The organism is Sphingobacterium sp. UBA6645 (assembly GCF_002455685.1).
Classification (GTDB): domain Bacteria; phylum Bacteroidota; class Bacteroidia; order Sphingobacteriales; family Sphingobacteriaceae; genus Sphingobacterium; species Sphingobacterium hotanense.
In genome coordinates, this window is sequence record NZ_DKLH01000037.1 from 45,893 (window position 1) to 68,512 (window position 22,620).

At 41.2% G+C, this 22,620-nt stretch carries 19 protein-coding genes and 2 pseudogenes; 9 read left to right on the forward strand and 12 right to left on the reverse strand.

Features of this window, described 5'->3' with window-relative positions; all coding sequences use genetic code 11:
• Nucleotides 1–79: 79 nt before the first annotated feature.
• The 3 genes from B2400_RS06165 to B2400_RS17855 all read right to left on the reverse strand — a co-directional run bounded on the left by B2400_RS06165 (nt 80) and on the right by B2400_RS17855 (nt 2,240).
• Nucleotides 80–676, reverse strand: a complete 597-nt coding sequence (locus B2400_RS06165) for an RNA polymerase sigma factor (RefSeq protein ID WP_293931845.1) — start codon at nt 674–676, stop codon at nt 80–82.
• 739 nt (nt 677–1,415) lie between these two features.
• Entirely contained in the window at nt 1,416–1,808 is a 393-nt protein-coding gene (locus B2400_RS06170; protein WP_293931847.1) for a hypothetical protein, read from the reverse strand.
• 177 nt (nt 1,809–1,985) lie between these two features.
• Nucleotides 1,986–2,240, reverse strand: coding sequence for a recombinase family protein (locus tag B2400_RS17855; RefSeq protein WP_286651593.1), 255 nt, complete (start codon nt 2,238–2,240; stop codon nt 1,986–1,988).
• 250 nt (nt 2,241–2,490) lie between these two features.
• Here B2400_RS17855 and B2400_RS06175 point away from each other — a divergent pair.
• Together B2400_RS06175 and B2400_RS06180 are read left to right on the forward strand one after the other, a co-directional pair.
• Nucleotides 2,491–3,328: pseudogene (locus tag B2400_RS06175) on the forward strand (dicarboxylate/amino acid:cation symporter).
• A 151-nt stretch (nt 3,329–3,479) separates the two neighbouring features.
• The gene (locus tag B2400_RS06180) at nt 3,480–4,784 is read left to right on the forward strand and encodes a mechanosensitive ion channel family protein (protein ID WP_286651592.1); all 1,305 of its coding nucleotides are present in this window, start codon (nt 3,480–3,482) and stop codon (nt 4,782–4,784) included.
• A 97-nt stretch (nt 4,785–4,881) separates the two neighbouring features.
• Here B2400_RS06180 and B2400_RS06185 read toward each other — a convergent pair whose 3' ends face one another.
• Entirely contained in the window at nt 4,882–5,223 is a 342-nt protein-coding gene (locus B2400_RS06185) for a hypothetical protein (protein ID WP_293931849.1), read from the reverse strand.
• 171 nt (nt 5,224–5,394) lie between these two features.
• On the opposite strand from B2400_RS06185, the gene B2400_RS06190 reads away from it, so the two are divergent.
• Nucleotides 5,395–6,057: a potassium channel family protein gene (locus B2400_RS06190; protein WP_293931874.1), complete on the forward strand. Its 663-nt coding sequence runs from the start codon at nt 5,395–5,397 to the stop codon at nt 6,055–6,057.
• A gap of 81 nt (nt 6,058–6,138) precedes the next feature.
• Here B2400_RS06190 and B2400_RS06195 read toward each other — a convergent pair whose 3' ends face one another.
• The 3 genes from B2400_RS06195 to B2400_RS06205 all read right to left on the reverse strand — a co-directional run bounded on the left by B2400_RS06195 (nt 6,139) and on the right by B2400_RS06205 (nt 9,883).
• Nucleotides 6,139–7,224, reverse strand: coding sequence for a DUF389 domain-containing protein (locus tag B2400_RS06195; RefSeq protein ID WP_293931851.1), 1,086 nt, complete (start codon nt 7,222–7,224; stop codon nt 6,139–6,141).
• 165 nt (nt 7,225–7,389) lie between these two features.
• A complete protein-coding gene (locus B2400_RS06200; RefSeq protein ID WP_293931876.1) occupies nt 7,390–7,554 on the reverse strand; it encodes a hypothetical protein in 165 nt (54 codons plus the stop codon).
• Nucleotides 7,555–7,867: 313 nt separating this feature from the next.
• Nucleotides 7,868–9,883 carry a BCCT family transporter gene (locus tag B2400_RS06205; RefSeq protein WP_293931853.1) on the reverse strand — a complete coding sequence of 672 codons (2,016 nt, stop codon included), beginning with the start codon at nt 9,881–9,883 and terminating at the stop codon, nt 7,868–7,870.
• A gap of 473 nt (nt 9,884–10,356) precedes the next feature.
• On the opposite strand from B2400_RS06205, the pseudogene B2400_RS17860 reads away from it, so the two are divergent.
• Nucleotides 10,357–10,464: pseudogene (locus tag B2400_RS17860) on the forward strand (glycerol-3-phosphate dehydrogenase); the annotation flags it as partial.
• Between the two features lie 28 nt (nt 10,465–10,492).
• Here the strand turns inward: B2400_RS17860 and B2400_RS06210 are convergent.
• Nucleotides 10,493–11,266 carry a type IV toxin-antitoxin system AbiEi family antitoxin domain-containing protein gene (locus B2400_RS06210; protein ID WP_293931855.1) on the reverse strand — a complete coding sequence of 258 codons (774 nt, stop codon included), beginning with the start codon at nt 11,264–11,266 and terminating at the stop codon, nt 10,493–10,495.
• Between the two features lie 196 nt (nt 11,267–11,462).
• Here B2400_RS06210 and B2400_RS06215 point away from each other — a divergent pair, with 196 nt between their 5' ends.
• The 3 genes from B2400_RS06215 (at nt 11,463) to B2400_RS06225 (ending at nt 16,529) form a co-directional block, all read left to right on the forward strand.
• The gene (locus B2400_RS06215; protein WP_293931857.1) at nt 11,463–14,432 is read left to right on the forward strand and encodes a DEAD/DEAH box helicase; all 2,970 of its coding nucleotides are present in this window, start codon (nt 11,463–11,465) and stop codon (nt 14,430–14,432) included.
• A 398-nt stretch (nt 14,433–14,830) separates the two neighbouring features.
• The gene (locus tag B2400_RS06220; RefSeq protein ID WP_293931859.1) at nt 14,831–16,204 is read left to right on the forward strand and encodes a hypothetical protein; all 1,374 of its coding nucleotides are present in this window, start codon (nt 14,831–14,833) and stop codon (nt 16,202–16,204) included.
• Nucleotides 16,191–16,529, forward strand: coding sequence for a tetratricopeptide repeat protein (locus B2400_RS06225; RefSeq protein WP_293931860.1), 339 nt, complete (start codon nt 16,191–16,193; stop codon nt 16,527–16,529). Before B2400_RS06220 ends, B2400_RS06225 begins: the two co-directional genes overlap by 14 nt.
• 147 nt (nt 16,530–16,676) lie before the next feature.
• Here B2400_RS06225 and B2400_RS06230 read toward each other — a convergent pair whose 3' ends face one another.
• From B2400_RS06230 to B2400_RS06240, 3 genes are read right to left on the reverse strand one after another with little or no spacing between them, the layout of a single operon-like run.
• Nucleotides 16,677–17,468: a hypothetical protein gene (locus B2400_RS06230; protein ID WP_293931862.1), complete on the reverse strand. Its 792-nt coding sequence runs from the start codon at nt 17,466–17,468 to the stop codon at nt 16,677–16,679.
• A gap of 31 nt (nt 17,469–17,499) precedes the next feature.
• Nucleotides 17,500–18,243, reverse strand: coding sequence for a carboxypeptidase-like regulatory domain-containing protein (locus tag B2400_RS06235; protein ID WP_293931864.1), 744 nt, complete (start codon nt 18,241–18,243; stop codon nt 17,500–17,502).
• A 57-nt stretch (nt 18,244–18,300) separates the two neighbouring features.
• Complete coding sequence (locus B2400_RS06240) at nt 18,301–19,320, reverse strand: hypothetical protein (protein ID WP_293931866.1); 1,020 nt, start codon at nt 19,318–19,320, stop codon at nt 18,301–18,303.
• Nucleotides 19,321–19,500: 180 nt separating this feature from the next.
• Here B2400_RS06240 and B2400_RS06245 point away from each other — a divergent pair, with 180 nt between their 5' ends.
• A complete protein-coding gene (locus B2400_RS06245) occupies nt 19,501–21,456 on the forward strand; it encodes a tetratricopeptide repeat-containing sensor histidine kinase (protein WP_293931867.1) in 1,956 nt (651 codons plus the stop codon).
• Nucleotides 21,449–22,060, forward strand: a complete 612-nt coding sequence (locus tag B2400_RS06250) for a response regulator (RefSeq protein WP_286651582.1) — start codon at nt 21,449–21,451, stop codon at nt 22,058–22,060. The genes B2400_RS06245 and B2400_RS06250 overlap by 8 nt, the downstream gene beginning before the upstream one ends.
• A 38-nt stretch (nt 22,061–22,098) precedes the next feature.
• Here the strand turns inward: B2400_RS06250 and B2400_RS06255 are convergent.
• Nucleotides 22,099–22,620, reverse strand: a 522-nt coding sequence (locus B2400_RS06255) for a hypothetical protein (protein WP_293931870.1), incomplete at its 5' end; no start/stop codon positions are given.

Genomic DNA, 22,620 nt, shown 5'->3' on the forward strand with positions numbered 1-22,620 from the left:
AACACAAAGCTGATTTTATTGCCGATGTATAAATATGACAGTTGAAAAAATACTTTGGGGGGTAAGGATTAAAAAAAAATTAAAAATATTTTAAGAAAAAGTGAAGAAGCACAACAAATGGCATTTCTTTCATATTAGCAAGGCAATAAGCACGGATGCTTTTCATAGCCTGATCCAAATTCCATTTAACTGTTTCAGGCGATACATGAAGTATATTCGCAGCTTCATCCCGCTTAAGGTATTGCTCTCTGATCAAGCGATAGGTTTCCCTCTGTTTAGGAGGTAACCGATCAACCGCTTCTTGCAACATGCGCTGAAATTCTTTATCCTGCACCAAATAGTCTGCTTCGGGGTAAACACGTATTAAGGCAGCCCGTGCCTCCTCTTGCGCATAAGCCTTATAGCTGTCCTGTTTTTTAATAATATTCAGGGTAATATTCTTTGCCAGAACATAAAGCCAAGCTTCAAAATTATCGAGAGAAGGGAGAAGATGTCTGTTAATCCAGACTTTGACAAAAGTGTCCTGCACAATATCTTCAGCCATCCATTCATTGTTAGTCACGCGCAATGCCGTGGTGTAAATATTAGGACGATAAGTATCAAACAAGCTTCTAAACGCTGACTCATCGCCATCGCCAACTTGTTTTAAAACGACATTACTAATCTCCTTAACCATGCTCATTTGAATTTACCTCAGGCAATAGCTTCCGCTCATCACCATTCAATCGTCCGCAAATCATAACAACGTTCACACTAAAGTCTATAATTTTAATAGATTTTTATACAGCACGAAATCATCTATTGATCCGATCACTGTTTTCAAATCTAAGATATGCTTTTCATTTTTTGTATATGTGTACCTAATATTTTTGCTTTTTAGATTCATTTTCTAGGGAATAGGGGGGAAGAAAAATGTTCTATCTTGTTTCGCTTATTAATAGCACAATACAAAGAGGCTTAATTCGTAATAGGCTAAATTTGCTATAATATTTACTCAAAGAACATAGCTTGTCTTGTCATTTTATAACTGTTAGCAGTGTTTTTTCAAACATTGGGATGAACCCGCAATTGCAAAAAAACTGAAACAGGTCAAAGAACTAATAATGTACGGCACTATAGATACTTAAAAAGTAACTAGGTATTCCAATTTGCGAGCAGATTTTTATTATATTTGCGCAATAGCAATTGCAGCTAAAGCGTATGTCAAGCCAGTGAGTGATTCGGTGAGTAGGGAATTTAAAGGTTTGTAAAGTACTGAAAATAAGATTGATGCTCGGAAGGTGTTATTTCCCTACGGGCTACCAACGTTGCAAAAGAGGCATAATCCAGTCCTAATTCTGGTATGCCTCTTTTTTATTGCTTATAATTTGCTGATAATAAACTATATACGGAAACAGCGTGTTTATTCTTGGGGTTCAACATTCGTCTGTTTTCTTGCTGTACCGGATACCCTCGGGGAAGAGTAGATATTGTATGCGTTTTCTGGTGTTATAGTCGGCAGAAACCCACTTTAGAGGCAATTCAAGGGTGAATTTAATGGCTGTACCAACTCCCTCATCAAGGTTCGACACTTGTCGGGAGAGCTTCGTCAGATTTTTCTCGATTTCTTCCTTTTCCTCTTTATACTTTGCGTGATACTTGTGGTATAGTTCTCCACCTATTTCTTTCTCGATGTAGCGTTCCTCCAATCTATTTATCTTCTTCTGTATCTCCGTATGTTGTCCCTGCAGGTTGTGGTAATCATCCCGATCTCCTGCTGTCATTTGGTTGAATTTGGCGGCTGCCTGCTTGTTTATCGCTTTAACCATATCTTTCGCCTCATCCACCTTAAAAGTCTGTAGTATCTGCGCAAACAGGTCATTAAGGGCCCGTGCGCTTTTGTTGTTGTTACAGGCCTTTGTACTGCATTTGCAATGATAGGTTCTTTTTCTTTACGATATAGCCACACATGGGCTTCCCGCAATGGTCACAGGTTAGGAAACGTTTCAGTGGGATTTTCGAGTTTTCACTTTGATCCGGTACCCCTGTGGATTCTCCTTGAGCAGTCCGTTTACCTTTAGAAAGACCTCTTTGGAGACGAGTTGCTCTTGGTTGCCTTCTACGACCTTTCCCTCGAGCATATTGTGCGCCAGCATGCCGCAATAGAAAGGATTGCGGAGTATCTTAGACATATGCTGATGGCAGACCTTTAGCCCTTTCTCCGCAAGTCTCTCCCTGAAATTGATCGCTATCCCGCTCATCACTGTATCTCTTATCAAAGGAGTTTCTGATCTAAAAGATGTAACACAGCTTTCCGGCTTGGGCTTCGTCCGTTGGCCGTGTAAATACTAGCAACGGTTATCGCTGTTACTATAGGCTTGGCGTTGGTTAACCTTATTAAGCCCGGTAGCTTGATAACTGAAGCTATCCGGGAGCAGATGTTACAAATGTTTGGAGCAAAGTACAGCAAAAGGTAGGCCAAGTTACTGTAGTACAGGAAGTCAGAGGGCCTTGCAGATACTCATTGATATCGTTCCGGAAAACATTTTTCATGCGACAACCTCAAACAGTAATGTGCTCCAGCTCATATTCTTTAGCCTGCTGGTCGGTATTGCGATGATATTGTTGCCCGCTAAGCAGATAGTGACGTTTAAAAACGTACTGGACACCGGAAATGCCATCGCATTGAAGATTGTCGATATCATGATGATGTTCGCTCCATATGGTGTATTCGCTCTTATTGTTACGCTCATTGCAGAGGCACCTTCCCTTGATATGTTCAAAGCTTTGGCAATGTTCGCTTTTACCGTTGTACTCGGGCTATTGGTTCTGGTATATGGAGTATACACGATGTTTGTCTATTTTTTTGGCAAAATGAACCCCGTCAAATTTTTCAAGGCTATTTTGCCCGCCCAACTGTTGTGGTTTTCGACCAGCTCGAGTGCAGCTACGCTACCTGCATATACGGAAAGATGTGCTGAACTTTTTTTTGCCCATAGGAGCCACGATCAACATGGACGGTACCTGTCTGTATCAGGGTGTCGCCGCCATCTTTATTGCGCAGGTCATGGGATACGACCTTACCACCGCGCAACAGCTAAGTGTCATAGCAACGGCAACGTTGGCCCCTATCGGTGCTGCGGCCGTGCCGGGAGCCGGTATCCTGATGCTGGTAATCGTACTGGAATCCATCGGAGTCAATCCAGCCGGTATCGCCCTGCTATTTGCCGTCGATAGACCATTGGATATGCTCTGGACAGCGACCAATGTGTCGGGAGATTCGATGGTCGCATTATTGATGAACAGGTTTAGTACTGCTAAGGACGATCCCCCCACAAATTGGCAATAAATAGCAGTAGAAATGGGCGAAAAGAAACCATAAAGAGCAACAGCTATACCAGATCACTAAGGGAAAAGCAAAAGATAAAATAGGGGCTGTGTAACAATTAGAAGCCTATCTAGCCCCATTTAGTTTAGTTTTTGTACATTTGTTTGTTAATATGGGAAAAACAAACATTATTAACACTACCGAACAGACAACCAGTCAAATTTACCAATGGACATTTGAACTTGCAAAAACTGCCGGCGTACAGGATAGAATTGCGCATATCCTTACCTCGGCCGGTCTTCTGATTGTCGCCTTTATCCTGTTGGTGCTCCTTGACTTTCTTTTGAAAAGTTTTTTTAATTCGATCGTTATGCGATTGATCAAAAAGACGAAAAGTAACTGGGACGACTATCTGCTTGATAACAAAGTACATGTACACCTGAGCCGTCTTATTCTCATCGCTGTCTCACGGCAATTCTTACCGTTGATTTTTGTTGGGTTTCCCTCTTTTGTAACGGCTCTCGATAAATTTTTGAGCATACTGGTTATATTTGCGGTTTACGGGCTGGTGAACAGTGTTTTAAAGACTGCGCGGGATATCCTGCGATCTACCAGGGCATTTGTGGACAAGCCTTTGGACAGCTATCTTCAGGTGTTTCAGATATTCCTCATATTTGTCGTCGGCACCCTGATCGTTTCTATTCTTACGGGCAATTCGCCATGGTCTTTTCTCGTCTCTCTGGGTGCAGCGTCCGCTATTTTGATGTTAGTCTTCAAAGATACTATACTCGGCTTTGTGGCCAGCATACAGGTCTCTGCAAATGATTCCGTACGTGTCGGGGACTGGATAGAAATGCCCAAATATGGTGTTGACGGAGATGTCCTACAAATCAATCTCAATAACGTGAGGGTACAAAACTGGGACAAGACGATTGTGACCATACCTACTTACACCTTGTTAAGTGATTCTTTTAAGAATTACAGGGGAATGCAGGAAAGTGGTGGGCGAAGGATCAAGCGCGCTATCCATATCAAGATATCGACCATCCGATATGTGGATAACAGCGAAATAGAAGACCTGAGGAAAATTGCACTTCTGGCTCCATATATCGCACAAAGAGAAGAAGAAATCAAGAAATATAACAATGAACACAATGTTGACGAAGAGGTATTGGTCAACGGGCGTAGAATGACAAACGTAGGCCTGTTCAGGGCGTATATAAAAGCTTATGCCCTGCATAACCCCAATATACATCAAGGATTAACCTTGCTGGTCCGTCAACTGGAACCCACTGAAAACGGACTTCCGTTGGAACTATACATGTTTACAAAGGGGACGGAATGGGCATTTTTTGAGGATGTCATGTCCGATATCTTTGACCACCTCTTTGCGGCGATCAAATATTTTGACCTGGAAGTCTTCGAGCTTCCTGCATCAGATGATCTGCGTCATTTATTGAGACAACGAATGGAATAAGTTAAATAAGTAACAGGTACTATAACAATATAGCCGGTTGACATACTTTTCTCAACCGGCTTTTTTCTTTTCGACACTAAGAAGTGGCTAACTCTTGTTAATTCTCGGTAATGCCTAATACACTACGAAAATCTATTTCACCCATGCTACGCAAAGTTTTATCAGCATAGAATTTACCGTCGGGAGCAATAATGCCTCGATTAGTACCTGACAGATGTATAGTAGCATTGGCTTTTACCGCGTAAATACGCATAGAATAGAAGTATTGCGGTATCCCTCCAGATTCTTTTCTAATCCTAATAAAACTGTTAGGGCCACCACCATTTCCATAGCTGACACTGTAATATTGTCCAATACCCACATACCCAGATAACGGATACCAAGCATCGGTGCTGACATATGCGTATAGGAGACTTTGGTTAAAATCGGTGCTATTCAACGGGAAATATTTTTCAAGACCGGATCATCTTTTTGATGTTCATTGGCCGTGTAACCACTTTGTCGGTACTCATTGCTTTTATCAAAAAAACAAGATATACGCACTACCGCTATGCGCAGGAAGAGCTAACGGTTTATTAATAAATAACGTAACATTATCAAATTTATCATTATAGGTTTGGGTAATTTCGGCGCCTCTCTGGCCATGAAATTAACGATGCAGGGCAACGAAGTCGTTGGTGTGGATCAGCGCATGGAAAAGATAACTGCCCTAAAGGAAAAAATAACACATTGTATCTGCCTGGATGCTACTGAGGAAGCCGCTTTCTATACTTTGCCCCTGAAGAATACGGATGTAGTCGTAGTGGCAATAGGAGAAGATGAAGGCGCCAATATCATGGTGACAGCCCTATGTAAAGAAGCCGGGGTCAAACGCCTGATCAGCAGAGCGGTCAACAGGCTTCATGAAAAGGTGTTGACCGCTCTGGGAATATCCGAGATTGCCCACCCCGAGGAAGAATCTGCTGAACGCTGGTCAAAGAAGCTTTGCATTACCGGGCTGGTCGATTCATTCGAGCTGAACAGTAATTACAGCATCGTCGAAGCCGTCGTACCGGATAAATATGTGGGCAAAAGTATACAAGAAGTCGGTTTCCGTGAAATATACGAACTATTGGTATTGACCATTTTAAAAAGCAAAGAGCAGAAAACAACCTTTGGGAAAAGTATGGTTACGACGATACTCCACCGGATACCTAGACCGGATACCGTACTGGAACAGGGCGATATATTAGCTATTTACGGATATAATGACCATATCAAATCTTTTTTATAGTTTGCTTTCTGCGCCGGTCGGCACGATGGCAAGGCTGTCATTGGGAAACTGAACAGACAGCCATTTTTTCAATTTCTGTTCCTACTGTTCGGGAAAGTCGTCCTTAGCCTGATAGACAAATGCTATGTAATTGACCAGGCTGTCCCTGGTATTGTAATACTGTTGCACACCAATGCTATAATGTGCTATCTGCGGGAACAGTATAGCCATATCATGACGAAGCTGGACATTTGCCAGCTCATAGCGGGAAAGGCGCTGGTTCAGGCTACGGATCGTAAGATCTTTTTCATTAACGGAGACGGTATGCTTGTCTATTTCGCTCAATATTGCAGATCTGAGGTCTACGCTGTCCTGTTTGATAGTGAGCTCTGTATTTTCGACACCATAAGATGCCAATGAGTTTTGGAGCTGTTCGATTTCCACAGGATGAATTTTTTTGGTCAGGAAAGCCAGCTCCAAACGTTTCGGATTTTTATTGAACTGTGTTTTTTCATAAACGATAGTATAGCCTTTTTCGGCAAATTCATGCTGTACAAATTGCTTGATACGGTCACTGAATTTCTTTTCCTGCAAGAGGTTGTATGCAAAATACAGGCTGGGAGCAATCAATATGATAGTCAGTAAGGTAATGCTTTGCCCGATCCGTTTTTCCCGCAATTTGTCCACATAATTAACCTTGGGATATCGCAGAAATTTAACGATAGCAAAGGTAGACAGACAAATGAAAACGCAATTGATGATGTATAGATATATAGCGCCGGCAAAAAAGGACATATTGCCTATCGCCAGTCCATATCCGGCTGTACAGAGCGGAGGCATCAGAACGGTAGCGATGGCCACCCCGGGGATAGGGTTGCCCTTATTGACCCATGTAATCGCAATGACACCGACCAGTCCACCGAAAAAAGCAATCAACACATCATAAATATTGGGCGATATGCGGGCCAGTAGCTCGAATTGGGCGTCTTTGAACGGGCTTAGCAGGAAATACAGGAACGATACCACCAGGCTGATCAATGTCGCGATCAAAAGATTTTTGAGGGATTTTTTTAACAGCGGAAAATCAAATGTCCCTAAGGCGAAACCCGCCCCTAAGATCGGGCCCATCAATGGCGAAATCAACATGGCACCGGTGATAACCGCTGTTGAATTGACATTCAGTCCCACAGAAGCGATAATGTTGTTAGATAATTACTTGTTCTGTCGTTTTCTGCATTTTGTCTAAATACAGTTCGGTCGGAAAGTAAGTTTGCTTTGTCCTTGGTGTTGTCGCGTAAAACAGATTTTATTTTGTTGATAGCTTCTGAATATTCTTTTACAAATGAAGCGTCTTTATATTTTAAAATGAGTTGTTCGGCTGTAATTAAGGCATTGGCTTCGCTTTCGGTAAATGATACTGGTGGTATTCTCTAACCTTCCATTAACGAATAGCCTTTTTCCGTCTTCGGTCAAAATAGGAACACCTGCTTGTTCTAATGCTTTTATATCTCTATAAATTGTCCTGTTACTAACTGAAAATTTATTCGCTAATTCCTAAGCTGTCAAAAGTCGTTTCGTTTGCAAAATTGTCAAAATTGCAGTTAGTCGTGAAAGTCGTTTAGTATTGTTATTGTCGTCCATTTTCTTTCAGTCTAGGTTTACACGATAGCTTGTAGCATTATGCCTAACTTATTTATTAGTGCTACAAAATTAAACAAATATCAAAAGTGTTGGCTACCTTACTCGTAATCGGAGGAATATATGCCGTTACACAATCAAAGAGTTGATACCCTATTCGCGCAACATACAGCTATGAGATAGTGGTACATGTTCATTCTAATCTTCGGTTGGCATTACTGCTGATAAACATTTCGTTCCTTTTTTCCACAATGATCTCGATAAACCTTTCATAGTGTTTCAGTACGTCAGAGATCAGCTCGTTTTTTGTAAAAAGTTGTACATCATATCCCTCACGGGCATCCCCAAAATAGGATTTGGGAAAGTGGGTCTGGCTGTCATCCACATCGGGTAGATTCTCTTCATTGAGCAGATAGTCGGACACCACCCTTGTCTCATTCTTTACACCATAGACAAAGTTATTAACGACATCATGCTTGATCTCGATCTCTATTCTTTGAGGTTTCTCATAGGAATTGATCGTTGCATCAATATTATTTTGTGCAAACTCCTGTTGAAGTTCATACAAGGCTTCTTTTACCGTGGTATCGATATAACGGCTAACGGATTTTTTATCATTAAAGGAAACGATCTGTTTCAATCGTTGTCTCCAGGACTCTCCCGACCATGGGATGGTCGTGGCTGAAAAATCACGTTCATAATATTTTTGGTCGATCGCCAAGGCCTTGACCAGACTAACGATAAATAACAGCATAATAACCGAGAACGGTAAAGCGGTTATCAATGTCATGCTCTGCAATGCGTTCAGTCCGCCCGCGTTCAGCAAAATTAAGGCAAGCGTAGCAAGTAAAATTCCCCAACCGATTGTTTGCCATTTTGGTGAAATCAGGGCATTTTTGGTAGCAATGCTGTTCATGACGAACATTCCGGAGTCGGCAGAAGTCACGAAGAAAATAATAATAATAGCAATGACCAAAAAGCTGATGATCTCGGTCAAAGGCAAATATTCCAAAAAGCGGAACATCAGTGCATCCGGGTTGCTGGCAAGCTGGCTCAGAGCTCCGTCTGCGATATTCACATCAAACCAGATCGCACTGTTCCCGAAGACCGACATCCATATGAAATTAAACAGGGTAGGTATAATTAAGACCGCCGCAATAAACTCACGTATGGTTCGTCCTTTGGAAATCTTGGCGATGAACAGCCCCACATAAGGAGACCAGGAAATCCACCAAGCCCAATACAATATCGTCCAGTCGTAAAACCACGGTTGCGTTTCGGCTTCATAAACGTGCGTGTTAAAAGTAAGGCTAAAGAAATTATTGATATAGGTCCCGATGCCTTCCGTAAAACTACCTATCAGATATACGGTAGGACCAAGAACCAAAACAAACAGCAAAAGCACAACAACACTCACAATATTGATGTTGCTCAATATCCGGACGCCTTTGTCCACACCGCTCACGGCAGAAATAATGGAAAGCGAGACCAATACACCTACAATCAATACCTGATAAATAAAGCTGCTCCCCGGTAAGACACCCAATGTTTCCAGCCCCGAGTTGATCTGCACTACGCCAAAACCCAACGTAGTGGTAATCCCGAAAAACGTACTGCAAAGCGCAAAAATATCGATCGTATTGCCCCAAGTGCCTTTAATCTTATCTTTCAGCAAAGGATAAAAACAGCTTCTCAAGGAAAGTGGCAAACGATAACGATAAGCGAAATAAGCTAAAGACAATCCCACAATACCGTAAATCGCCCACGCATGAATGCCCCAATGGAAAAACGTATAGAGCTGTGCATCCTTAGCGCGCTGGATGGCGGTATTTCCTGAAAATACCTCATTGGAATAATGTTGCATCGGTTCGGCAACGCTAAAATACATCAATCCGATCCCCATCCCCGCGGCAAACAGCATGGAGATCCATGAAAAGAAAGAATAGGCAGGCTTGCTGTCGTTTCTTCCCAAACGGATATTACCATACTTACTGAACATCAAATAAACCAAAAACAGGACGAAAATCGTTACCGACCAGACATACACATAGTTCAAGTTGACAAAAATAAAACCTTTAACAGTATTGAGCAGGTTTTCTGTCAATTTCGGATAAATGGCAGACAGCAAACAAATACCTGTAATGAAGATCAAACTGGGAACGGTTACGCCTTTGTTGAGTGTGGTTTTTATACTTCTAAATTTTATCATATCGTACTTTCAAACAGTTGATTTTCCGAAATAAAAAAACGGAAATTCTTATCCCGGGATCTCCTATACAATGATTATATAAAAGACAAAACAAATTATCGTGATTATAACCGAGATTTCTTGGGTATGCAGTGATAAGAGCATCACTTTGGAAAAATAGCTATACAAATGTAATCAAAAAATACGAACAGTCTTAACCTCAGACTTCAGATCGGGGCAAAAAAGCCGAAGAATAGACCATTTTGACGGGATTTTTTACAAGCGAAGCAGGCAAATATCATCACAAACTGTCTCTATGAAAGTAAGTGTGCCGGACTAAGGGGCTGATAAAAATGACGGTATAAGTTTAATCCGTTTGCCTGCTCGCCCACAGGCCAACTTTGCCCTTTTCGTTTATTTTGACTACCTTTGTACTAATTCTTGGTCTTTAGCCCTGCTCAAATTGGCTTCTTAAACGAAAAAATCCACACAGTTTGTGTAAAAAAGTAAGTCTTAGAGGAGGCGGTAGCTGGGCTACGGCGTTAGTCAAAATTTTAGCAGAAAATAAAGTTCATGTCACCTGGTATCTCCGGCGGAAGGAGCAGGCCGATGCTGTCAACAAGAATGGCGCTAACCCGGATTGTCTGAGTTTTGTCTCATTGAACATTCCGCGACAAATTCACCTTTTTCCAACCCCTGGGGATCAAACAAATTATTTTTATTTTTTACCTGCATTTTGGCAAAATCTATAAAAGATTCCATGCTTGGTATTTGGAGAAGCTTAACCAAATAGCCAATTCGTTTGGTAACCGCAATATTATTTACAGCCTGACAGTAATCGACTAATTTAGAGGCTTGCATTTTCGCTTGACTAACTGCTCGAATCAATTCCACATAGCCCCCAGAATGTTGAGGTAGATCAAAGAAATCGACTATTGTTTTCTCCACATCCGTGATTGAATACTGAAGGTTTCCATAACCATTTTGTATAATTCCTGTTCTTTTATTAGGTGCTATCCTAACGGATTTATAAGAAGTGCCTAAGATTGACTTGTTGTTCTTTTGAGTAGTCGTCTGAATAAAAACGGTGTTGGAAAATTGTTCCGTCAACCCATGTAAATTTAGCGCCGACCAATATGCTACGGCACTATTTTCTACGATGAACGTCCCTATGACATATTCATATCTAAAACTTTGTCTACGAAATTTGCCTTTCTCGATCCGTACAAGAAGCTCTTTATCAACGAGACTTTCTAAGACTTCACTTAAGTTATCAAACTTTTGTTCTAGCAACAGCTCAATTTCGGAGAATTTGAACAACTCAATTTCATAGTCGTCCAACAACTTCAAGAACTCCAGTTGGGACTTAGTAATATGTTCTGACATATAAACGCTGTCTGCCATATTACCTTTTGTGTTACGATTAGACCTAAATTGGGTCTTATCGTAACTCGATTGGTAAAGACAGGAAACAATTATCCAAAAAACAACGTTTAATACTAAACTCAATCGCCACTTTAAATAAACTTAAGCGTACCAGATTACTGATAGTTTAAGATGTATATTCCAATTCATTATCTTAATACCAAAATAAAAACAAGTGGAATTCACAAAAGACGATATAATCTATTTTCTCAATCTTTTTAAAGGTCGCGAAGACGTATTTGCTTTACGTTGGGAGAAGGGAAATAAAAGCGGGTACATGCCGGACTATAGCTATGATCCATACCATTATCGACTACATAAAGCTAATGGCGGTACTTTTCAAAGCTATGCCCACAAAACCTACCTCCCATTGTCAGACATAGAAATTACTAAGCATCTTAACGGACTTCAGCAGATAGGAATTTACCCACTGTTGCAAGATAACACTTCTTGGTTTTTAGTAGCAGATTTCGACAAATCCGATTGGCAACAACACGCTTTGAAATTTCTCGAAGCATGTACAGACAAAAATATCCCTGCTTACCTTGAACGGTCCCGTTCCGGCAACGGCGCACATATCTGGATTTTCTTTGAGAGACCATATCCAGCAGCCAAAAGTCGTAAGTTATTTATGCATATCTTGGAAGGATGTGGTGCGTTCTCGCCATTTGATAAAAGCTCCAGCTTTGACCGTTTATTTCCAAATCAAGATTACCTGTCTGGCAAAGGTTTAGGAAATCTAATTGCAATGCCCTTATTTTTAACTGCTGTACAGAATGGCAACAGTTCCTTTATCGATCCCAAAACGATGACCCCATTTCCTGATCAAATCGCATATCTAAAAGGAGTAAAAAGAGTAAGTTTAAATTTGCTAGAGGAATTATGCAACGATACGAGAGCTATTAGTGCAGATAATTATATTCCAGCTAATGACGAAAAACTTAAAATCGCCCTGAGCAATTCGATCCGTATAAATAGTCACGCTATACCATTTGTACTCATCAATTTTTTGAAGGAGCAACTTAATTTTGCTAATTCAGCCTTTATCATCAAGAAAAAGTCAGGGAGAAGTACTTTTGAAACACCTAGGTTCTTTAAATTAATCGATGAAATCGAAAATGAAGTCCTTATCCCAAGAGGGTTTATCGGGAAATTGCTGCGTTTCTGTAGAGAATCACAGGTAACACATGACTTTGTTGATAATAGACGTGAACTCCCGACAATCCAATTTTCTTTTAATGCCGCGTTACGAAAGCATCAGATCAATGCTATCGCCGCAGTAGAAAAAAAGGATTTTGGAGTAATCGTCGCACCGCCAGGAACAGGAAAAACTATTATTGGCTTGAAAATTATTGCAGAGAAACAACAACCTGCACTTATTGTCGTGCATCGTAAGCAATTATTGGATCAATGGGTGGAGCGTATAGAGTCATTCCTAGGGATACCGAAGAAAGAAATTGGGATATGCCAAGGAAAAGCAAAATTGGGTGCTGATAAAATAACCGTTGCAACGATACAAAGTCTTCCAAAATATATTGAAGCAATTCAGGACAAATTCGGCACAATTTTGATCGACGAGTGTCATCATATTCCGGCGGAATCTTACCGTACCACCGTCGGAAAGCTAAACAGTGTTTATTGCTACGGTCTCACAGCGACTCCTTTTCGGAAATATAATGATGATAAATTGATCTTTACTTATCTCGGTGATATCATTACGGAAATCCGACCAGAGGAAATTGAAGATTACAAAAGGGCAATTATCATCCTCCGAAATACCGAACTCCACGTTCCCTATAATTCCAAAATCGACAGTTTCGAAACACTTTCCCAGATTTTAATTCATGATACAACAAGAAACAGATTAATAGTAGACGATGTATCCGCAGAGCTAAATCAAGGAAAAAAGGCGGTTATAATTACCGAAAGAAAAGAACATATCGAGACGCTCAATCTATTGCTAAAATCCAATTATGAAACCATAACGCTCAGCGGAGATGATTCAGATAGCAGTAAGAAAGCGAAATGGAAAACATTGTCAGAAGGAAATTTTCAAGTATTGATTACGACAGGTCAATATTTTGGAGAGGGTTCGGATATTCAACATATCAGCACCCTACTTTTGGCGTATCCCTTTGCTTTCCATGGGAAATTGATTCAATACATCGGTCGGGTGCAGCGATCGGAGATCAACCCGACAATATATGACTATCGGGATGTACAGATCGATTATCTAGACAAAATGTTTTTCAAACGAAACATCTATTATCGTAAAATCGCGAAACAGGCAACGCTTTTTGATGAACCAACCATAGATTATCATCCTCAAATAGGTCACTTATTTACTTTAGAAAAAAGTGCCAAGTTATCCATTGAGGATCTATCGTTTCATTATGGTCATGTGGCCTTCATTTATAAAGTAGAAGAGATGCATACTGTTCTGGAATTTCAAATCGAAAATTTAGAGATTAGGCCTGAGTTTGAGGTACTAAAACCTTATTTTATCAAGATACTTAAATCTAAAAATATCAACGTTCAGTTAAACGCAGAATTTGAGTACGGAAAATTGGTCGCACAAATCGCTACATCCTACGATATAGAACGAATAAATAAAGAAATTGTAGAAGGTGTAAAATTCCAATTTCTGAACAAGGGATTGTTAGGCAAACTACCTTTGCCAAAACAAAATATATTAACTTCGGACCAGTTGCAAAATGGCGAGACTGTATACGCAAATGCCGAAGAATTACTATCTGAAATCCTTAAACTACGGAAATACAAGCATTCTCGACAAGTTCAATTCTTAGCCGATCAACACCTGAGCAGCATTATGAAAATTAGGTTCGTGCTTAGCCCTTTTGCATTTGTATTTCTAATCTCGGGAGACAGCCGATACCACATTATCCTTGAAACCCTAGATACGGAGGAGGCAACTTATATCTGGCACATCGATAAAAATAAAATAGTCTTGAAAGACGCTGTTGCGATGATAGATAAGGATCTGCAAATCATTCGGGAAAAAGGTAGGCAAAGATTCTTAGAGTACAGTCTTCCCCAAAACTTTAGCCGTATTATACATGATTATGGCGATCATGATAGAGGTTTTATTCTTTGGAAAGCATTCTTAGAAGAGATCATCCATTAAGAAAAGACAGCTTCAAGTCAAAAACAATTAATTTCACAATTAAATAATATTAATAAAAGTTACTGCATTATCTTATAGCACTTGCAGCTAAAAAGTATGTCAAAACAGCGCATAAAGTGTGGCGGTTTGGAGAACGTGGGAAATATCAACATACAATCTCAAACAATACATCCTAAAGTAGATATAGCTTTGTCAAAACATACTGTTTATGCCAAACTTATAGAAATTAGCATTCCCACGTAAGGGATAAAAATAATGATATCAATTTTCTTTTCCCTGCTTTTGTTATAACAGCTGCCTTATAGGGTATTACGCTAATTCCAAGCAGATTCCTATTTATTAACTGCCTCAACCTCACTTCCCTCATTTTATTTCGGCTTATTTAATCCTAAATGATAATGAAACCCATAGTTCTATTTTGGATATCGACGATCCTTTGCGGGTGTCATCCTGCACCGCGCACAAATCAGTCAACAGCAGGAATAGCGCCATCTTGCGCGCCTACAAAAACCGACGATAAGGAATGGTACCGTTTAAATCAAAAAGCTCCCAAGCTTCCGGGTTTAGAAGGTGTACAGTTCTCCATCACAAGTAGCCATCCCGAGGCTCAGGGCTCTTTTAACTACGGCATGACGCTGACCTATGGATTTAACCATGCTGAAGCGGCGCGTTCCTTCTTTCAAGCTATCCGTTTGGACTTCACTTGCGCGATGGCCTATTGGGGATTCTCTTACGCCCTAAGCCCTAATTACAACGGCGGTATGGAAGACGACAATTACCAAAGAGCCTATCAGGCTATTTTAGCAGCCCAGCAACACGCCCATCTGGCTAGCACAAAAGAACAGGTCTTAATATCTACCTTGGCAAAGCGATATACCGCCGAGCCGCCAGAAGATCGTTCAGCACTTGATTTGGCCTATGCTAAGGCGATGAGAAAGGCTTACCAGCAGTTCCCTGACGATGCCGATATCGGAGCTCTTTACGCTGAAGCTCTCATGATACTTCATCCTTGGGATCTTTACCTCAAGGATTCGAAAAGACCGCAGCCCTGGACAGCGGAAATTGTCGATCTCTTGGAAAAACTCGTTCAACAGCATCCAAAACATGCGGGAGCGCATCATTTCTACATCCATGCCATCGAAGCATCTAATCAACCGGAGAAAGCATTAGCCAGTGCACTGGTATTAGATAGCTTGGTAATGGGAGCAGGTCACCTATTGCATATGCCCTCCCATATCTACATCCACACCGGCGATTATCATTTAGGCACCCTGTCTAATCTTAGAGCCATCACTGCCCATAGTATCTATACCACAGCCTGCCATGCCCTAGGTATGTATCCCTTAGCTTATTACCCGCATAACCATCATTTCCTGGCCGCAACAGCAACTTTGGAAGGAAATGCGCAACTGGCCTGGCAAGCCGCATTGGCTGTGCAGCAGCATACCGCCAAAGACTTGATGAACCAACCCGGCTGGGGAACTCTACAGCATTATTACAGCATACCTTATTACGTGGGCATCAAATTCAATTTGTTGGACCGTATCATTAGCCTATCTGCGCCCGCCCAAGAATTAATATACCCTCGCGCAATTTGGCTTTATGCCCGCGGCATGGCTTTTCTGGGTAAAAACGAAAATAAAAAGGCACAGCTGGAGTTGAATAAATTAATAAACCTGGCAGCCGATAGCAGCCTGCAACAGGTCACCATTTGGGATATCAATACGACTGCCGACCTGGTGCAAATTGCAAAAAAAAGTGCTACAGGCTAGTCTGGATAGAAAACAACAGAAGCAACAAAGAGCGCTAACCCTATTTAAAGAAGCAGTTGCGACCGAAGATAACTTAAACTATAACGAGCCGCCCGATTGGTTTTTCTGGGTTCGCCATTACCTCGGCGATGCACTATTGAACGATAAAAAATTCAATGAAGCAGAACAGGTATTTAGGGAAGATCTGCAAATATGGGAAAACAACATTTGGGCACTAGAGGGGCTATATAAAGCGCTCCTGGCCCAACATAAAACCCAAGAAGCGAAAACGATAAAATTAGCGAAGGAAAAAGCCGGACAATATGCGAATTTCAGTATTCAATAATCGCAATAGTAAAAATGCTCAGCGATAGCTGAGCATTTTTGATTATCGTCTTAGTTCGAATTGCCGGCGAAGGCAATCGTAAAAATACGCTCCTCCATGTTTCTTAACAAATTTTGAATTTCGAAATACAACCTAATATTTTCACCTTCAATTGGCTTCTTTATAGATGTATTCTCTGGTTTCAACTAACTTATTTGTCGCTCTATCATACAATTCGGCTTTGATAGGATAGTTCGATTCGTTGTAGGAGTATTTCCAAATATGATCGAGGGACACTCCGCCTGCGCCCGTTAATTTTTGACTTCTTGCGTTATTAGTGGAAAATGTTTTCCATTTCCATGGATATGATGTCATTCGATAGTGTTTGTCATCGTAATCGCTGTATTCAATTGTGCTCAGCAGGACTCCAGCTACATTAATTTCTGTTTTGAGGATATTTACTCCTTTATTGTCGAAGGTGTATTTATTCGTGGATTGACCTTCACCATCCTTATAGCTTGTGCGTTCGATTACCATATTGTCCCTATATTCAAAACTGACGCTTACTACCGCATGTGGATAGGTCCATACACCAGAGATCGGTCGTTCGTTTGATCCATAAGTATAGGTTTCACGATAAAGCTCTTTTCCACCCTCGCTATGCGCCACATTGGTCAAATAGCCTTTGTCATTATATGTAAAATTGGCGACATGCATTCCACTTCCGTCTTTGGGGTGTATGCGATAGGTTGCTACACGATTATCGTCATTATAAGTAAAAGTAAGTTCTGTTGCTCCGTTCACTTTCTCCTCGATCAATAGCAAGGAGCTACCCTTTATTATCCCGGAATAGCACGGACTATCTTCATCTTCAGGATCGCAGTCTTCGCTTTTTGAACAGGAGTATATGGCTACTGTCATCAATAAAAGTCCTATTGTTTTAATGATTGCTTTTTTCATCTTATATTTAATTTAGTTGATATTCTTATTGTTAATAACCGATGACGATCGAGGCGGAGTTATTGACTCCATTTCCCGGTTTTGGAATAAAATCCAGCTGAAATTCCGAGACTAGTCCTCCTCGTTTATACCAATCCTCGATCTTTAGTGGAATTACTTTTCCCTCTTTCTTTAGTTTGGCGGTAACCTTGTATCTGCCAATCGGAATATCCCAAAGTTCGTTGCGATGTGTCCATTTCTTTTCCCCATATTTCAGGAGCAGCGTCTTTCCCGTCGATCCATCAATCTGTGGTCCTAGTGGGGTTAGCGTTATTTCTATATCTTTTTCATCTTCATAAAAACCATAGTCTGTCGATAATAGCACAGTTCCGCCATAATATGCTTCCGCTTCCCAAGGCATATCGCCTTCCAATTTCCAGGTAAAGTTTCGCACCGCGCCCTCTTCGTTGAAGGCATCTATTCCATCAGGGAAAAGTTCCATAGAATAAACCTGACCATTGTAAATCTTATCCACATAGGCAAAGGTTCTCCAAGAGCCCGGCAGCGCTTTTATACGATATGTTCCAAATTTATCGGTGTTACCGTGGATATAAGAAGCATATAAAACGGTATTATCTAATACCACTCTAGCATTCGAAATGGGCAAACCTTTTGAGTCCGTCACTTTGCCTGTGGCATACCCTTCCTCCTGTTCAGGTGTGCCTTGTTCCCCATCTGCTTTGTCGCAGCAAGTAAGAACTGTAAGGGACATGCATACCCAGATTGTTTTTCTCATGTTGATCTAATTTTATAATCAATACTCTATTTGTTTCTAACTGTAATGAGACAGCGTTTATATTTCAGATTTGACGATGAAGATAGAATTCGCCGTTCCCGGAAGATCTTTTGCAACTCCATTCGTCCATAGTTTGGCGACTTCAGTTTCAGAACCATTACTATTTTCTCGATCCTCATAGCCCACAACAAGGACCTCTCCACCCGACAATGCGACGGCATTAGCGTAGCCATCGTTTGCACCATCCGTCAAAATATGTGGCATCCCATCTTTCCATAGTTTGGCAAGCATTTTATTACCATTGGTCTGTCCACCAGCGACGAATACTCCCTGTTCGCATACGTGAATGCAAGAGGCATAGGAAGATGTTTTATCCGCTAATCGTTGAGCATCTCCATCTTTCCAAATGGTTGCTACCCGTATATTGCCGATAAATTCATCACCTGCAACATAGACCTGCCCCTTGTAAACAGCAACTGAGTAGGCACTTGCGGAATTATTACATAATTTGGCTACATATTTTTTTCCATTGTATTCTTCACCAACGACATACACATTCCCTTCCGCAACAGTGACCCCATAGGCATAGGCAAAGTTTTTACCGTCGGATAGACTTTTTTCTACACCGTTTTTCCATACCTTGGCCACATCCTTTGAGCCGTTGTATTCCTTTCCTACTGCATAGACATCACTTTGGTCTACTGTTACGGCAAATGCTAGCGCCTGTTTCGATCCATCCGTGAGGCGTTGTCTAACCCCGTTCTTCCAAACGACTGCAGTCCCGACTGTTCCCATGTTCTCTCTTCCAACAACATATACGTCATTTCCAGAAGCCGTAACAGCGTAAGCAATGGTATCATTTGACCCATCACTCAGCACCTGCGGCACACCATTCTTCCATAATTTCGCAACATGTTTATATCCATTCCGCTCGCTTCCAGCTATATAGATGTCCGTTTTCCAGGTGGTCTCTTTCTCCGGTTCCACATGTTTTGCGTTAGAGCATGCAGATGTTACGAGAGCGATAAGTGATACAGTTATGCTCGCGATGAACGCTTTTCTAATCTGTTTTTTCATTTTTCTCATCTTAAGGTTTATACCTTGATCAAACCTGATAATAGGGGCGCTGATATCAGGAATTGTTCAACAGATCAAAATTAGATCATCCAGATTTCCTGCGTTACCCCCAAAAGGGGGTTTTTATCCCAGCAGCTTATAACTATCTTTGTTTCAGTATAAACCTAATAGAAAACCGTTATGAATTGGAAACTTTTACTTAGAGGTTTACTGCAACCTTTTATAGTTAAGCTCGGTCTTATACTGCTGTTCATACCCAAGGCTACTTTTGGTCAACAAGCGATTGTAGATTCACTGAAGCGTGAACTGGCAAAGGAGGATATCTCTCTTGATAAGCAACTCGAGATTTACGACGCGCTGGTGTACAGTCTTTGGGAACAAGATGCAGCCAGAGGGATAGCTTATGGCAAGAAAGGAATCGACCTTGCCAAGCGATTCGATAATAAAAAATGGTTGTCCATTTTATATAGCCATACCGCGATGTCTTATTTCTACTTAAGCCAGTACGACTCGGCGCATCATTATCAAGATCTCGCTTTCGAACCAGCCCAGGAATTGCCCAGTTTAACGCCTTTAGCCAACGCGCATATGAATAAGGGCAGTATATTTAAAATGCAGGACAGGCATCCGGAAGCCATTAAAGAATATCTTAAAGCATTGCAGTTATTCGAAAAGGAGGGGCACGAACAAGGAAGAGGAATGGCTCTGGGAAATATTTCGCACGTCTACCTGCAGCTTAGGAATTTCAAACAAGCAGAGAAGTATCTGAAAGAATCTGAGGCTTTGGCAATTAAGAACAATGATCAAGAAAGTCTTGGTTCTGCCGCAATTGCATTGACCAATATTTACCAGGAAACCGATATGCCTAAAGCAATAGAATATGCGAAAAAGGCAGTTGATATCTTTCATCAAATAGGGAATAAATATAGCGAAGCCGTTGCATTATCGGTTTTGGGACGATGCTATCAAGAAACGAAGAAATTTAACGAAGCGGCACTCTTTACAGAGAAAGGGCTGGGATTGGCAAAAGATTTAAACTATCCAAATCTGCTTGCTCAACTCTATGTGAACCTTTCGAATGTACGCTACTATCAAGGCAATTATAGAGAGAGTGATCAGCTGGCTGCTGAAGCGACCTTACAAGATTCCGCAAGCGTGGATATAAAGCACAATGTCCTGCTCAACCATATTCGAAACAATATGCACCTCGGAGAAATCGAAAAGGCGGAGAAATACATCGATGACTATACCGAATCTATACAGCAGTTCGCAACCGAAGAATACCAGAGCTCGATTTCCGATCTAGAAATCAAATATGAAACCGAAAAGAAGGAACTAGAAATAACAGCATTGGAAAAACAGAAACAACTATACATTTGGTTAGGGCTGGCGATTGCTATTACTTTACTGATAGCTTTAGCGCTGGCATTTATTCGCTATAGATTGGCGGTTAGCAAACGGAAGCTTGCAGAACAGGAAAATCGGCGTTTAGAGCAGGAAAAACAACTAGTAGCGGTACAGGCGACACTGGATGGTGAAGCGGCCGAACGAACTCGCCTAGCAAAGGATCTTCATGACGGGTTAGGCGGGATGCTTTCCGCTGTGAAGCTCAATCTACCGCAAGTAAAAGATGATGCGGTGTTGGAAGCGATGGATGTAACGCGCTTTCAAACTGCGTTAGGAATGTTGGACCAGTCGATACAGGAACTTCGACGGGTAGCTCATCATATGATGCCTGAATCCTTACTTCGATATGGTGTAAAAGTTTCGCTCGCTGACTTTTGTGCTGCTATTCCATCCTGCGATTTTCATTATTTCGGAAATGAAGTCCGCTTACCGAGCAAAATGGAAATTATGATTTATCGCTGTATCCATGAATTAGTTAATAATGCATTGAAACATGCCGATGCTTCTCATATCAACGTACAATTAGTTGAGGAAGCTGATCGCGTTTCATTTACCGTGCAGGATGATGGTAAGGGCTTTGAGCAGCAATCTGAAAAGGAAGGCATGGGGCTACGGAATATTCGACAACGTGTGGAGGCTTTTCAAGGAAAAATGAATATTTACTCCTCTAGCGAGGGCACAGAAGTGCACGTTGAATTGGAACTAAATAAAGAGGGGAAAGATGATTAAAGTTGCTATTGTAGATGACCATAAGGTTCTGACCGATGGTCTAAAAACGCTTATAGAAGGATCGGGCATCGCGAAAGTTGTTTGTCTTTGGCATACCGCTTCGGATTGTAGAGCATCCATCGGTAGTTGTAAGCCAGACTTATTGTTGCTTGATGTAGGCTTGCCCGATATGAGTGGTGTTGATTTCTGTAAGGAGCTCAAACAACGGTATTCAGACCTTAAGATAATGGCTCTCACTACACACAATGAGTATAGCGTAGTTCGGCAGATGCTGGAGAATGGAGCTTCTGGATATCTTGTAAAGAATGCCATGACAGAAGAGGTATTGGTGGGTATAGACGCCGTTGCAAACGGCAACATTTTTCTATGCCATGAGGTAGATGTATTGATGAAGCAGCCCAAGGAAAGACAACTCTGGCTAAGTCAACGTGAGAGCGAAATCTTAAAATTAGTAGCAGAGGGTTTGACAAATGGCGAAATTGCGGATCGAATATTCCTGAGTCCGGAGACCATCAAGAGCTACCGCAAGAACCTCTTATTGAAATTGGATGCCAAAAATACAGCTATGCTGGTCCGGATAGCCCTGGAACAAAAACTAATCTAAGTGTCGATCAGTAAGCGATTTTAAACCTTGCTGCAAACTTAATTTCTAAAAGGATCTGAAGCCTTTTCCCGAGCCTTCTCTTCTTTGGCTAAATTGGACAAATGAATGATGACATTTCGTAATCTCTTTTCTTCCCCTTCAATGTTCCGGTATGGGATCGTAATTCGATAATGTGATTTGGTTTTTCCTGTTCTGGAGTAATCTTTAAGCCATCCGTCCAAATGCTCATCATCTAATGATATATAGCCGGTGAACTTCAATGAGTTTTGAGGGAAAACAACGGTTATAAATCTAACTGGTGACTTTGACAGTCCCGACTTGTTTTCGTCGTCGAACTTTATCATTTTCGACCAGTCGATATCAGAATATACCGTTGTCATGTCGAATTGTGCAGCACCTGAAATCCAATTTTCAGAATAGCTAAATCCGTCTCCGCCAAATTCTGGCTTTGGGTGGTGAAGAATTTTGATGGAAATATTAGCAGCCTCGGTTTCAGCAAAAATCTCATTATAATCGATTGTTGCGTTCATTATTTTGTGTATGTATTCCGAGGTTTCATC